The 12,816-nt window shown below is 65.2% G+C and carries 12 protein-coding genes, 1 pseudogene and 1 riboswitch; of the genes and pseudogenes, 8 read left to right on the top strand and 5 right to left on the bottom strand.

Annotated elements, in window-relative coordinates; translation table 11 throughout:
* Window positions 1–155: 155 nt before the first annotated feature.
* The 5 genes from KHP60_RS25440 to KHP60_RS06560 all read right to left on the bottom strand — a co-directional run bounded on the left by KHP60_RS25440 (window position 156) and on the right by KHP60_RS06560 (window position 5,399).
* On the bottom strand, window positions 156–281 hold the full coding sequence (locus KHP60_RS25440) for a hypothetical protein (protein ID WP_283770679.1): 126 nt from the start codon (window positions 279–281) through the stop codon (window positions 156–158).
* Window positions 282–292: 11 nt separating this feature from the next.
* Window positions 293–2,782: a glucose/quinate/shikimate family membrane-bound PQQ-dependent dehydrogenase gene (locus KHP60_RS06575; RefSeq protein WP_213562806.1), complete on the bottom strand. Its 2,490-nt coding sequence runs from the start codon at window positions 2,780–2,782 to the stop codon at window positions 293–295.
* 93 nt (window positions 2,783–2,875) lie between these two features.
* Window positions 2,876–3,649: an ABC transporter permease gene (locus KHP60_RS06570; RefSeq protein ID WP_213562804.1), complete on the bottom strand. Its 774-nt coding sequence runs from the start codon at window positions 3,647–3,649 to the stop codon at window positions 2,876–2,878.
* Complete coding sequence (locus KHP60_RS06565; RefSeq protein ID WP_213562802.1) at window positions 3,646–4,452, bottom strand: ABC transporter ATP-binding protein; 807 nt, start codon at window positions 4,450–4,452, stop codon at window positions 3,646–3,648. Before KHP60_RS06565 ends, KHP60_RS06570 begins: the two co-directional genes overlap by 4 nt.
* A complete protein-coding gene (locus tag KHP60_RS06560; protein WP_249688565.1) occupies window positions 4,452–5,399 on the bottom strand; it encodes an ABC transporter substrate-binding protein in 948 nt (315 codons plus the stop codon). The genes KHP60_RS06565 and KHP60_RS06560 overlap by 1 nt, the downstream gene beginning before the upstream one ends.
* Window positions 5,400–5,778: 379 nt before the next feature.
* Here KHP60_RS06560 and minD point away from each other — a divergent pair, with 379 nt between their 5' ends.
* The 8 genes and pseudogenes from minD (at window position 5,779) to KHP60_RS06520 (ending at window position 12,784) form a co-directional block, all read left to right on the top strand.
* A complete protein-coding gene (gene minD / locus KHP60_RS06555; RefSeq protein ID WP_213562786.1) occupies window positions 5,779–6,588 on the top strand; it encodes a septum site-determining protein MinD in 810 nt (269 codons plus the stop codon).
* A pseudogene (minE, locus tag KHP60_RS06550) lies at window positions 6,585–6,845 on the top strand (cell division topological specificity factor MinE); the annotation flags it as partial. The gene minD and the pseudogene minE, both read left to right, overlap by 4 nt.
* Before the next feature lie 283 nt (window positions 6,846–7,128).
* Window positions 7,129–8,064, top strand: a complete 936-nt coding sequence (locus KHP60_RS06545; protein ID WP_213562784.1) for a DUF5996 family protein — start codon at window positions 7,129–7,131, stop codon at window positions 8,062–8,064.
* 188 nt (window positions 8,065–8,252) lie between these two features.
* Window positions 8,253–8,984: a helix-hairpin-helix domain-containing protein gene (locus KHP60_RS25065; RefSeq protein ID WP_249688564.1), complete on the top strand. Its 732-nt coding sequence runs from the start codon at window positions 8,253–8,255 to the stop codon at window positions 8,982–8,984.
* A gap of 69 nt (window positions 8,985–9,053) precedes the next feature.
* Window positions 9,054–9,165: riboswitch (TPP riboswitch) on the top strand.
* Window positions 9,156–9,764 (top strand): YkoF family thiamine/hydroxymethylpyrimidine-binding protein, encoded by a 609-nt coding sequence (locus KHP60_RS06535; protein ID WP_213562831.1) that lies wholly within the window; start codon window positions 9,156–9,158, stop codon window positions 9,762–9,764. It overlaps the preceding riboswitch by 10 nt.
* Window positions 9,765–9,802: 38 nt before the next feature.
* The gene (locus tag KHP60_RS06530; protein ID WP_213562782.1) at window positions 9,803–10,387 is read left to right on the top strand and encodes an ECF transporter S component; all 585 of its coding nucleotides are present in this window, start codon (window positions 9,803–9,805) and stop codon (window positions 10,385–10,387) included.
* Window positions 10,359–12,056: an ABC transporter ATP-binding protein gene (locus tag KHP60_RS06525; RefSeq protein ID WP_213562780.1), complete on the top strand. Its 1,698-nt coding sequence runs from the start codon at window positions 10,359–10,361 to the stop codon at window positions 12,054–12,056. Before KHP60_RS06530 ends, KHP60_RS06525 begins: the two co-directional genes overlap by 29 nt.
* On the top strand, window positions 12,050–12,784 hold the full coding sequence (locus KHP60_RS06520; RefSeq protein ID WP_213562778.1) for an energy-coupling factor transporter transmembrane protein EcfT: 735 nt from the start codon (window positions 12,050–12,052) through the stop codon (window positions 12,782–12,784). Before KHP60_RS06525 ends, KHP60_RS06520 begins: the two co-directional genes overlap by 7 nt.
* The last annotated feature ends 32 nt before the right edge of the window (window positions 12,785–12,816 follow it).

Raw genomic sequence — 12,816 nt, 5'->3', positions numbered from 1 at the left:
CGGCTCAAGGCAAAAGCCCCACGTAGCCTTGAAGCCTTGGAGGCAGAGCTCAAACCAGCCCTCGACACCATCAGCGCAAAGGATGCTCAAGGCTGGATCAGGCATGCCGGCTATGCTCTACACTGAGACCAAAAGCGCTTTAGGACGATCAGCCACTAAGCATTCCCGGCGCCATCTGCAGCGCCGGGCGTATTGGGCGGTGAGCCTTCCACGGCTGCGCTGGCCTGCGCCAGCGCAGCCGAGAGAAGCGGCGTAACCAGGCCGGCGACGATCCTGCGCATCAAGCGTCCCATCAGGTCTTGGGCAGGGCATAGGCGATCACATAATCGCCAGCCTTGGTCCCGAGCGAGCCATGACCGCCCGCCACCACGAGCAGATATTGCCGCCCATCCGCACCGGTATAGGTCATCGGCGTCGCCTGTCCGCCAGCGGGAAGCCGCGCTTCCCAGAGCTGGTTTCCGTTCGAGACATCGTAGGCGCGCACGAAGTAATCGATCGTGCCGGACAGGAACGCGACGCCGCTTGCGGTCATCATCGGCCCGCCGAGATTGGGTACGCCCATGGGCAAGGGCAGCGGGATCGGCGAGGCATCGCGCACCGTGCCGTTCTTGTGCTTCCACAGGATCTTGCCGGTGGTGAGATCGGCCGCCGCCACATAGCCCCAGGGCGGCGCCTGGCAGGGGACGCCGAGCGCGGAGGTGAAGGCGGATAGCTTCACGGCGAACGGCGCACCGAAGTTCTCATTGAGCGCTGGCAGGCTGCTCTCGGGCCGATTCTCGCCCTGGACATAGAGGGTCTTGTCGTCCTGGCGCGGTACGAGTTGCGACACGAAGGCGATGTAGGTCGGGGTCGTGAATGCGATCTGCCGCTCCGGATCGACCGCGACGCTGCCCCAGTTGAACACGCCGAAATTGCCGGGATAGACCAACGTGCCTTCAAGCGAGGGCGGGGTGTAGCGGCCCTCGTAGCGCAGCTTCTTGAACGCGATGCGGCAGGCGAGCTGGTCGAACAGCGTCGCGCCCCACATGTCGCGCTCGGTGAGCGGCGGCGGGTCGAAGGACAGGGCGGAGACGGGCTGCGTCGGGGACGTGCGGTCGCCCGGTGCCGCACCCTGCGGCGCGGGCTTCTCCGTCACCGGCAGGACAGGCTGTCCCGTGCGCCGATCCAGCACGTAGAGCTCGCCCTGCTTGGTCGGCTGCACGAGAGCCGGCACGGTCTGGCCGCCGATATTCAGGTCGATGAGGCTCGGCTGGGAGGGAACGTCGTAATCCCACAGATCGTGATGCACGGTCTGGAAGACCCAGCGCATTTGCCCGGTCGCGATGTCGAGAGCCACGACGGAGGAGGAGAAACGGTCCACATTGGCACTGCGGTTGCCGCCCCACTGATCCGGCGGCTGGTTGCCGAGCGGGATGTAGATCAGCCCCAAGGCTTCATCGACGCTGGAGATCGACCACGAGTTGGGCGAGTTCGGCACGTAGGTTTCGCCCGGCGCCAGCGGCGTCGTGACATCCGGCCTGCCCGAATCCCAGTTCCACACCAGCGCGCCGGTGTTCACGTCGAAGGCGCGGATGACGCCGGACTGCTCGCTGGTCGACACGTTGTCGAGCACGGTGCCGCCGACGATGATGAGGTTTCTCGCGATGGCGGGCGGCGAGGTGGAGTAATAGGCGCCCGGCTTCACATTGGGCATGTTGGCCCAGAGATTGATCTGCCCCGTGCCGCCGCCGAAGGCGGTGCAGACGGCGCCGTTCTCCGGGTTCAGGGCGATCAGGCGCCCGTCGGCGGTGGGCATGAAGAGCTTGGTCGGGCAATTGTCGGACGTCTGCCGCTCGCTCGCCGCTACCGGTAGGTCCGGAACAGACGAAGCCGTTGCGACAGGTGCGGGTGCAGGCGCTGCCGCGGCTGCGCCATTGCCGTGATAATAGGACAGGCCCCGGCAGGTCAGATGCTGCAGGGCGAGTTCGCCGCGGATCTTCGGATCGTAGCGCCAGACTTCCTTGCCGGTCGTGTCGTCGAGCGCGATGATCGATTGATGCGGCGTGCACAGGTACAGCCGGTTACCGAACTTGAGCGGCGTCACCTGAAACGTGGTCTCCTCCGGATCGCCGGGGCGCCCGCGCACGTCGCCGGTGCGGTAGGTCCAGGCTTCCTGGAGGTTGGCGACGTTCTCGGGCGTGATCTGGTTGAGCGGCGAGTAGCGCTGGCCGAAAGCCGTGCGCCCATAGGCATGCCATTCACCGGGCGGAACGCCGAGCAGATCGTCGGGTACGTCCGCGCGGACCCCCGGGGCCGTGCCGTCGATCCGCGTGGGATCGATGAACCAAGAGGCCACGGCGACCGCGAGCGCGATGGCCAGGATTGCGGTCAGCGGCAGACCTGCGCCCCGGAAGGCCGAGACGCGCCGCACCGTCGCATTGCGATCCGACGGCGAAGCGGGCGGCCGATCATCGAGTCTGCGCGTCACCCAGGGCGTGAGCAGCAGAAGGCCGATGAGGAACACCACGTCGCCGCGCGCCGCGAGCGGCCACCAGTGGAGGCCGACCTCCCATAGGGCCCAGCCGAGCGTGCCGGCGACGACGAGCGCGTAAACCCATAAGGCTGCTGGCTTCTGCGCGAGGAGAAGGATGCCCGTGAGGAGAAAGCCGACGGCCGCAATCGCATAGAACCAGGAGCCGCCGAGCATGATCAGCCATACGCCGCCGATGGCGAGAGCCACTCCGATCAGAAGCGTGAGAATGGTGGTGACGATGAGAACGGGGCTGCGTTCCGGGCCAGGCATGAATCCACTCCTCCGGACATTCGGCTTCCAACGCCAAGGGAAGGGAAATGTTTCACAGGAGTGTGACGCCAAGGGAGCTGCACTGCAGCCCTGCTATGCTTCCTTCACATTCGTGCCCCAGCGCCGGTGCAGGAAGCGCTCCCAGGGGGAGAACAGCAGCCGGTCGACGAGGAGACCGATCACCACGATGACGATCATGATGCCGATCACCTGCTCCATGGCGTTCAACTCGCGTCCGTAATGCAGCAGGTGGCCGAGGCCGAAGCCGGTGAGGATCGTCACATAGATTTCCGCCGCCATCAGGGAGCGCCACGCGAAGGCCCAGCCCTGCTTCATGCCGCTGACCAGGAAGGGAAGCGAGGCGGGCAGGATGACCCGGGTCCATTTATGAAAGCCCTCCGATCCCATGGTGCGTGCCGCGCGCGCATAAATGGGCGGGATGTTGCGCGCGCCGTGATCGGTGGCGAGGATGACAGACCACACGGTGCCCATGACCACGACGAACAGCATCGCGCCTTCCGTCTGCCCGAACCAGACGAGGGCGAGCGGCACCCAGCACACGCTCGGCAATGTCTGGAAGCCGAGAGCCAGTGCTCCGATGGTGTCTTCGAAAACCCGCGACGTGCTGGTCAGCAGGCCGAGCGGCAGGCCGACGAGGACGCCCGCGGCGTAGCCGACCAGGAGCCGCTTGAGCGTCACCCAGGTGGATTCGAGAAGCGTGCCGTCGAGCAGCGCACTCCAGATGTATTCGCCGACGAAGATGGGCGAGGGAAGAAGAACGATGGACCAGCGGCCGCTGCGCACGGCGAGCTCCCACAGGCCGATCAGCACAGCGAAGAAGAGAAGGGCGACAGCCGTGCGTTTCATTCGAACACCGCCCCTTTCAACGTTCCCTTGAGAGCGGCGGCAACCTTCGACGTATAGCCGGCCAGATCCGGACTGTTGATATCGCGCGGACGAGACAGTTTGATCTCGAAGATTTCCGAAATACGTCCGGGCGAGGGCGACATGAGCACGACGCGATCTCCCAGGCACACCGCCTCGCGCACGTTGTGCGTGACGAAGATGATGGTCTTGCGGCTTTCCATCCAGATGCGCTGGATGTCATCGTAGAGCTGATCGCGGGTGAGTGCATCGAGCGCCGCGAACGGCTCGTCCATGAGCAGTACCTGCGGATCGGGCGCGAGTGCGCGCGCCAGCGCAACCCGCTGCTTCATGCCGCCCGAGAGCTCGTGCACATGCGCGCGCTTGAATTTCTCGAGGCCGACGAGGTGCAGGAAGTGATCGGCGATGTCCCTGCGCTCCGCATGGGTCAGATCCGGCCGCAGTTTCAGCCCGAACATCACGTTGCCGAAGGCGTCGAGCCAGGGAAACAGCGCGGATTCCTGGAACATGACGAGGCGTTGCCGGCCAGGACCTTGCACGAGCTTGCCGTCGGCGAGCACCCGGCCCGAATCCGGCATTGTGAGCCCCGCCATGATGTCGAGAAGAGTGGACTTGCCGCATCCGCTGGGGCCGATCAGGCAGACGAATTCACCCTCTGCGACGGTAAGCGAAACATTATCCAGCGCCTGCACTGTGGCACGCGACGACGTGAAGCGCTTGGAGACGTTCTCCACGAGGAGCTTCGCAGGCGTGGCCGTGATGGAGTCCGGCTGGGATACCTCCATCAAGGCGCCTCGATCAGACGGGACAGATCGGGCGTATCGCGCAGGAAGCCGACCTTCTGAGCGCTGGTCACGAAGGATTGGAAAGCTTCGCGCGACGTGTCCGGCGTGATCGCCATGCGGCTCCAGGCACGGGCGACGAGCTCGGGCGGCATGTCGAGGCGGAAGGAGGCCTGAAGCTCGTCGCGGGCCATGCGCTGGGCCTCGTCCGGGTTCTTCCGAATCCAGTCGGTGAGTTCGCGATGGGCTGCCACGAAGCGCTTGGCGAGATCGCGGTTCTTCTCCAGGAAGCCGGCGCTCGACACGAGGATCGTCGTGATGGCGTCCTTCTCCTCGACCAGCACCTTGCCGCCGGCCTCGGATTCCAGCCGCGAGACCCAGGGCTCGACGGTCCAGACCGCGTCGAGCTGCTTGCTCTGGAAGAGGGAGAGCTGATCGGGATTGCTGGTGGGCACCACATGTGCGTCGCCGCCGGTCTGCGTGATGCGCAATCCGCCTGCGACGAACCAGGCTCGGGCCGCCACATCCTGCGTATTGCCGAATTGCGGGGTGGCGATGCGCTTGCCTTTGAAGTCGGTGGGCTTGGAGAGGGTCGAATCTCCCTGCACGACCAGGGCCGAGCCGCCGTTCACGGCGCCGCCGATCACCCGGACCTCGGCACCGCGGGAGCGGGCATAGGCGTTGAGCGCCGGGTTGGGGCCGACATAGGTCAGGTCCAGGGAGTTGGCGAAAATCGCCTCCATGGCGCTCGGACCGGCATTATAGGCGTACCACTCGATCTTCACACCCGGCCCGAGCCGCTCCCCAAGCCAGTTCCGTCCCTGCCGCTCGAAGGCGCGGGCCACCAGGGCCTGCACATGGGTGATGTTGGGGAAATGCCCGACCCTGACGGTCGTGCTCTGCTGAGCAAGCGTCGGGGCGTGAGCCGCAACGAGTGTCAACGCCGACAAGAGAACTAGCCGCCATCCGTACCGCATCGGGATCTCCAGTGACATCGGATCAAGGCTAGGGGGTCCCGGCTGAAGGTCAATGGGACGGCGCCGACGGACGGTGCTCGGCATAGCTTCCTTTCCGATCTTAGGACAAAATGCCTGCATCATTGTCCTGTCAGGACGAAACCGTTGGTTTTTCAACAAAAAACCTGCGCTCAGCAGGAAATCTTAACCACCCGGTAACCATAATGGGCGCCGAATAAGCTGCATCACGTAGCGTAAGAAATCCGCGACAGCCTGAACCGCCTCCGCTCTCCGAACATGTTCTGCGGTCCTCCGGGGAACCTGCTGGTGATGCCGTCGCAGGAGCAGCATTGTAGGGTGAGGAGAACCAAGGATGGCGAAAGTACTTGTCGTAACATCGGGCAAGGGCGGTGTCGGAAAGACCACCTCGACGGCGGCCCTGGGCGCGGCTCTGGCACAGAGCGGCCAGAAGGTGGCCATGATCGACTTCGACGTCGGCCTGCGCAATCTCGATCTCATCATGGGCGCGGAGCGCCGGGTGGTGTTCGACCTGATCAACGTGATCAAGGGCGACGCGAAGCTCGAACAGGCGCTCATCCGCGACAAGCGTCTCGAGACCCTGTCCCTGCTGCCGGCCTCCCAGACCCGCGACAAGGACAACCTCACCGATGAAGGCGTCGAGCGCGTCATCAACGGCCTGCGTGAAAAGTTCGACTGGATCATCTGCGACAGCCCGGCCGGCATCGAGCGTGGCGCGACGCTCGCCATGCGTCATGCGGATGTCGCCGTCGTCGTGACGAATCCGGAAGTCTCCTCCATCCGCGATTCCGACCGCATCATCGGCCTGCTCGATTCCAAGACCGAAAAGGCGGAGAAGGGCGAGCAGGTGGAAAAGCATCTCCTTCTCACGCGCTACGACCCCGCACGCGCTCAGCGCGGAGAGATCCTCAAAGTCGAGGACGTGCTGGAAATCCTCTCGATTCCGCTTCTCGCCATCATTCCCGAAAGCACGGAAGTACTGCGCTCGTCGAACCTCGGCGCGCCAGTCACGCTTGGCAGCCCGAACTCCGCACCGGCCCGGGCCTATCTCGAAGCTGTGCGCAAGCTTCAGGGCGAGACGATCGTCGAGGTTCAAAAGCAGCGCGGCCTGTTCAGCAAACTCTTCTCACGGAGGGCCGCATGAGCCTGTTCAATTTCTTCAAGCGCAACACGTCCGCACCCGTCGCCCGCGAACGGCTACAGGTTCTGCTCGCCCATGAGCGCACTATCGTCGGGAGCGGTGAGTCCGATCTCGTTGCGATCCTGCGCGAGGAGATCATGGCCGTGATCGCCAAGCACATGGCGGTGCCGCAGGACAACGTGCAGATCAAGATGGACCGCGGCGCCTCGGTATCGACCCTGGAGGTCGACATCGAGATCCCGACCTCCATCGCAGCCGGCATGCGCCCGGCCNCGTGCAGATCAAGATGGACCGCGGCGCCTCGGTATCGACCCTGGAGGTCGACATCGAGATCCCGACCTCCATCGCAGCCGGCATGCGCCCGGCCGCATGATGATGAAAGCGTCCTGACGCGGCGTGTCATTCCAGCGGAACGACACGCCGCTTCAGCGGCACGCTGCGTCGCTGTGCATGTTTGCTGTACGTCTGCCTTGAGCCGCCCGGTTGTCCGCTCCGAATGGTGCTCTAGCTTTGCTTGAGTTCCGTTTCTCACGGGAGGGCCTGATGGGTGATGCTTCTTGGCCTGAACTGTCCTATCCCGCCTGGCGGGACACGGCAGCGACCCTGCAACTCTGGACACAGATCGTCGGCAAGATCCGGCTCGCGCTCTCGCCCTGGCTCAATCACGGCTGGCACGTGCCGCTCTATGTCAGCGCGCGAGGATTGTGCACATCGCCCATTCCCGTCGGCCATGAGATCCTGGAACTCGAGTTCGACTTCATCTCCCACCTCCTGCGCGTGCGCACGAGCAGCGGAGAGGAACGGGAACTGCCGCTGCAGCCGCAAAGCGTCGCGGACTTCTATTCGCGGATCCTCGCGATCCTGAAAGACATCCGCATCGAGGTTGTCATCAACGAGATGCCGAACGAGGTGGCGGATCCCGTCCGCTTCTCCGAGGATCGGGTTCATGCCTCTTACGACCGCGATGCGGCGCATCGCTTCTGGCGGGCGCTTGTGCAGGTGGACCGGGTGTTCAAGCTCTTCCGCACCGGGTTTCTCGGCAAATCCTCGCCGGTACATTTCTTCTGGGGCAGTTTCGACCTTGCCGTGACGCGGTTTTCCGGACGCAGCGCTCCGCTCCACCCCGGCGGCGTGCCCGGCCTGCCGGACCCGGTCACCCGCGAGGCCTATTCGCACGAGGTCTCGAGCGCCGGCTTCTGGCCTGGCGGCGATGCCTTCCCGCAGCCGGCCTTCTACTCCTATGCCTATCCCGAGCCGCCGGGTTTTCGCGATGCGACGGTGACGCCGGGCACATCCTTCGACGTCACGCTCGGCGAGTTCATCCTGCCCTATGACACGGTGCGCGAGGCCGAGGATCCCGATGCGCTGGTGCTGGACTTCCTCGTCACGACCTACCATGCCGCGGCCGATGCGGGCGGCTGGGATCGCGCCGCGCTCGAATGCCCGATCGGCGCGCTCGCGCAGGTGAGAACGCTGTGAAAGCGCATCTTCCGAAAGGTGATGATGTTGCCGGCCGCCTTCATCGTCCCTCGAAAGATGTAGATACCTAGCCGAAATTCCCGTTGAAGCCGCTTTGCGTGCACGGATTGCCACGCCTGCGCCACATACGCTGTCTAGCCCTAAGGCCAGACCAAGGCTCCGTCGTCGATTGAATGTGCGAGGATCCCATGCAGGTTGGCGATTTGTCTCGAACCCAAACGCCCCGCGAACCGCACGATAACGCGGCCTTCCAGGCCATCCGCGTTCTGCTCGTGATTGCACTCATGAGCGCCGGGTGGCTGGCCCTGTGGCGGTTCCAGGGAAGCGGCCCCGCCTCGGAAGGGATGGTGGCTGCAGCCCCGCCGCAGACGATTGCCGTCGAATCGCGAACTGCAGCTCCACCCGATCGGACCGATCGCGTTCAGATTGCCAATGCGGATCCATCCGTGCCGATTGCGCTGCCCATGAAGCGGCCGGCCCTCGCTCCTCCGCCCATGGCGGAAGAGGAGGAGACAGACCAAGCCTCCCTCGAGGCCGTCATGGATCCTGCTTCCATCGGGCTCTCTCACGATCATTCCCTTGCGGTCCTGAAACAGTTCGAGGCCGTCGTCCGGCAGCCGTCCAAGAGCAAGCCCGCCAAGCCGCTGCCTGCTGCGCCCACCGACATGACCATGACGGGTACCGTGACCCAGCAGGCGAGCCTCGCGGATTCTTATGTTCCTGCCGGCGGCTCCGCTGAAAGCCTCGTCGATCTCAACAAGAGCTCCATCGAAGAACTCAACAAATTGAAGGGTGCCGGCTCGCTCGGCCGCGCCATCGTCAGGGGGCGCCCGTATAAGTCGGTGGAGGATCTGGTGAAGAAGCGTGTGGTGCGCCGCACCGCCTTCGAGCGGATCAAGGATCAGGTCACCGTGCAGTAGGGGCTGCGATCTTCCGACGGCAAGCGCGCGACCGGCTTGCCATGCTGCGGAAAAAGGTGCTAAGCAGGTCGCATCTGACAGGGGTGCTCCGTATCGCCGGGGCTGAGATGACGACGCGAAGTCGTTGGACCCTCAAGCTGATCTGGGTAATGCCAGCGGAGCGAGGTGACGATGTTTTCCGGCGCACAGATTTCCCTCTACCCGATGACCGACGATTTCGTCGATGTCATCCTCGGTGCCATCGGGGCGCTTGAGCCTTACCGTTCCAACTTCAGGATCGAGACGGACGACATCTCGACGCTGATCGTCGGTCCGCCCGAGCAGATCTTTCCCGCCATGCGCGATCTGTTTCTCGCAGCATCGCGCCGCGGCGTTCACTGCGTGCTCGCCGCAACCGTCTCGCGCGGCTGTCCGGGTGAGCCCGACGATCCGATCTGCACGCCGGTCGCCGGCTCGAACCACGATCAACCGCTCCAGGCGCGCATTGTCGCCGCCGTGGGGCATGTGGAGGCGACTCCCAGAACCGGGCAGGTCGTGGCCGCGCAATTCTCGCTCTATCCGCTCGGCAGCGGACATCACATGGACGAGATCTACGGCTGCATCGACTTTCTGAAGGCATCCGGCGTCTTCGACCGCTCGAAGAATTTCTGCACCAAGCTGCGCGGCGACGCGGGCCCGGTCTTCGCCACGTTGAGCGAAGCCTTCCTGCGCTTCGGCGCGCCGCAGGGCCATGTGGCGCTTGATCTCAAGGTCTCGGCGAACAGTCCGAGCAAAGCGTAATTTTCCGCAACAACTCGTCGTACAACAAGGAGGTCGTCATGTCCGTGTCCCGTGGCTGGACATTGAGGGAAATCCTCATCGTCACCGTGATCGGCGCGGTGTTCGCCGTGCTCTATCTCGGCTGGGTGCAAGTGTGGCTGATCGCGCAGGCGGTCTTCGGTCCCCTGACGATGGACGTGGTGATGGGTTTCTGGTTCGTCGCCTCGATGGTGGCCGCCGCCGTCATCCGCAAGCCCGGCGCCGCCTTCGCGGCCGAAGTGCTGGCCGCAGCGGTGCAGGTGCTGCTGGGAAGCCCCGCCGGCTTGCTGCTCGTGGTCAGCGGCATCATCCAGGGCGCGGGCGCGGAAGCGGTCTTCGCAGCAACGCGCTGGCGCAATTATTCGCTGCCGGTGCTGATGGCGGCGGGCGTGGGCGCGGCGATCTTCTCCTATATCTACACCTGGATCCGGTTCGATTACGGCGCGCTGCAGCCGACCCTGCTCGTCGCCATGTTCGTGCTGCGGACTTTGAGCGGCGCGCTGCTCGGCGGATGGCTTGCTCACATCATCGTGCAGGCGCTCTACAGGACGGGCGCGCTCGCGGGCCTTGCGATCGATGTCGAGAAGCGCTCCGCTGCTGCTTGAGCCCGCCGCGGAGTGGCGCGGAGTCGAGGTTCTCTATCCCTTCGCGGGGCGTCCTGCGGTCGGGCCCGTGGACCTGTCGATCAGGCCTGGCGAGCGGGTTCTCCTGCTCGGGCCGTCGGGCTCCGGAAAATCCACGCTTCTGCTGACGCTGACGGGCCTCATACCCGACAGCATTCCCGCCGAGGTGAGCGGACATGTCCGGCTTTTCGGTCAGGATGTCTCCTCGCAGAAGCCATGGGACTGGGCGCGCCAGGTTGCGCAGTATTTCCAGGATGCGGACCAGACGCTCTGCGGCATGCGGGTCGAGGACGAGCTCGCCTTCGCGCTCGAAAACCGCGCCCTGCCGCCGGAGCGCATCACGCAGGCTGTCACGGAGGCCATGCGAAAGGTCAGCGTGCCGGAGGACTGGCGCCGTCGTCGTTCCACACAGCTCTCGGGCGGCGAACGCCAGCTCGTTGCGCTGGCAGCGACCCTCGTTCAGGACGCGCCACTCTTCGTCGCCGACGAGCCGACCGCGCACCTTGCGCCGGAGGCCGCGCGGCGCCTGCATGATTTGCTGACGAGCGGCGAGGGCGGGCAAACCATCCTCATCGTCGACCACAGGCTCGACGGCCTGATCGAATCCATCGACCGCATGGTCGTGCTCGGACGCGACGGCAGAGTCATCGCACAAGGCGATCCGCGCACGATCTTTCGCGACGAGCGCTCGCTTCTGCAATCGCAGGGCATCTGGTGTCCTGCCGCCAGTGCGCTCGATGCGGAAATGGGGCGGGCGGGCATCGCAGCGCCGGTCGCGCCCCTTTCCGTCGACGAAGCGCTCGCACATCTCGATCCTGTACGTGCTCCAAGCGAGCATCTCGACAAAGCGCGGTCCGCCGTGGAGGCCTTCGTGGCCGCGGCCGGACCATCCGTGGTCACGCGCGATGCGTCCGTGCTCGTTCAGTTGGCAAAGGTCGATTGCGCACCCTTCCTCGGGCCGGCCGTGCTGCGCGGCATCGACCTCTCCATCCGCGAGGGCGAGATCCTCGGCGTGTTGGGCAGGAACGGCGCCGGCAAGTCGACGCTGGGCTTATGCCTCGCGGGTCTCCTGCCGCCGAAGGCCGGCGTGCGCGAAGGTCCGCCGGGCGGCTATGCTTTCCAGCGTCCCGAGAGCCAGTTCACCGCCGGGACCGTGCGCGAGGAACTGCTCACCGCGCTGCCGGAGCGCATGAGCGCAGACGCGAAGGCCGTGCGTGTAGCGGAGGCGCTGGAGAGCTGGGGCCTCGCGGAGCTCACGAGACACCACCCGCTCGAGCTGTCGCAGGGCCAGAAGCGCAAGCTCGCGCTGGCCTCGCTCACCCTGTCGGACCGTTGGCCGCTCCTCGTGCTCGATGAGCCGATGGCGGGGCTTGATGCCCATGGTGCAGCGCTTCTCACGCGGGAGATCCTGTCCCTGCGCGAGAGGGGGCATACCCTTGCGCTGATCACGCACGACATGGATCTCGCCCTGAAGCTCTGCCCCCGTTCGATCGTGGTCGGGGAGGGGGGAATCCTGGCCGATGGTCCCACGCAGGAGCTGATGAACGATGCCGCTCTTCTCGCCCGCGCCGGGCTTGCCGAGCCTGCATGTGCCGCGGCGATGCGATGGCTGAAGGCCACCGCCACAAGGCTTGAGGCTGTCCCATGCTGACATCCCTCAACCCGCTGTCGAAACTCATGGTCTGCTGCATCTGGCTCGTCGCCGCGGTGCTGGTCTTCGACCCGCGGTTCCAGCTTGCCGCGATCCTGGCGCCGGCACTCGCACTCGTCGTCCTCCATCGCACCTCGCCGCTGGTGCTGCTCGCCCTGATGGTGCCGTTCGCCCTGTTCGGTTTCGGCTTTCTCACCACCAGCCTACTGTTTCGCCAGGAGAGCGATTTCGCCTTGCGCATGGCGCGCGAATCCGTTCTCGCCTCGCCCGAGTTCTCGGCGGGCGTCACCCTGTTCCTGCGTGCGCTCGCCTGCGGCATGATCTCCCTGTTCTTTGCGCTCACCACCGATCCCGGGCTCTTCGTGCGCGCTCTGATGCGGCACGCCGGACTGCCTCCGCGCATCGGCTATTCGCTGTTCGCCGCCATGCAGCTCGTGCCCGACCTGGCCGGGGAGGCGCAGCAGATGCGGCTGGCTCGCGCCATGAAGTCCGGCCGTCGCCTGCGGCGTATTCCGGGTCCCTTCGAACTGGTGAGCCTCGTGATCCCGCTGCTTGCCTTCGCCATCCGCCGCGCCGGCCGCACGGCAATCGCCATGGAGGCCAGGGGCCTCAGCCCGGATGGGCCACGCACGATCATGAACGCGCCCGCGTTTCACGGGCGCGATGGGGTGTTCGTTGCTCTCGCGTTGGGAGTGCTGGGTGGGTGCGGCGTCGTGATGACGATGTGAGGGGCGCGCCGCTCTTTTGATCGAAATGGCCG

Origin of the sequence: Microvirga sp. 3-52, assembly GCF_018383585.1 — a bacterium.
Lineage (GTDB): Bacteria > Pseudomonadota > Alphaproteobacteria > Rhizobiales > Beijerinckiaceae > Microvirga.
The sequence above is the reverse complement of the archived record's forward strand: the minus strand, read 5'-3'. Positions and strand labels throughout refer to the sequence as shown.

What these genes read in the sequence shown, in the direction of transcription:
- KHP60_RS25440 (WP_283770679.1), bottom strand. Translation starts at nt 281, where the DNA reads ATGCGCAGGATCGTCGCCGGCCTGGTTACGCCGCTTCTCTCGGCTGCG.
- KHP60_RS06575 (WP_213562806.1), bottom strand. Translation starts at nt 2,782, where the DNA reads ATGCCTGGCCCGGAACGCAGCCCCGTTCTCATCGTCACCACCATTCTC.
- KHP60_RS06570 (WP_213562804.1), bottom strand. Translation starts at nt 3,649, where the DNA reads ATGAAACGCACGGCTGTCGCCCTTCTCTTCTTCGCTGTGCTGATCGGC.
- KHP60_RS06565 (WP_213562802.1), bottom strand. Translation starts at nt 4,452, where the DNA reads ATGGAGGTATCCCAGCCGGACTCCATCACGGCCACGCCTGCGAAGCTC.
- minD (WP_213562786.1), top strand. Translation starts at nt 5,779, where the DNA reads ATGGCGAAAGTACTTGTCGTAACATCGGGCAAGGGCGGTGTCGGAAAG.
- KHP60_RS06545 (WP_213562784.1), top strand. Translation starts at nt 7,129, where the DNA reads ATGGGTGATGCTTCTTGGCCTGAACTGTCCTATCCCGCCTGGCGGGAC.
- KHP60_RS25065 (WP_249688564.1), top strand. Translation starts at nt 8,253, where the DNA reads ATGCAGGTTGGCGATTTGTCTCGAACCCAAACGCCCCGCGAACCGCAC.
- KHP60_RS06535 (WP_213562831.1), top strand. Translation starts at nt 9,156, where the DNA reads ATGTTTTCCGGCGCACAGATTTCCCTCTACCCGATGACCGACGATTTC.
- KHP60_RS06530 (WP_213562782.1), top strand. Translation starts at nt 9,803, where the DNA reads ATGTCCGTGTCCCGTGGCTGGACATTGAGGGAAATCCTCATCGTCACC.
- KHP60_RS06525 (WP_213562780.1), top strand. Translation starts at nt 10,359, where the DNA reads ATGTCGAGAAGCGCTCCGCTGCTGCTTGAGCCCGCCGCGGAGTGGCGC.
- KHP60_RS06520 (WP_213562778.1), top strand. Translation starts at nt 12,050, where the DNA reads ATGCTGACATCCCTCAACCCGCTGTCGAAACTCATGGTCTGCTGCATC.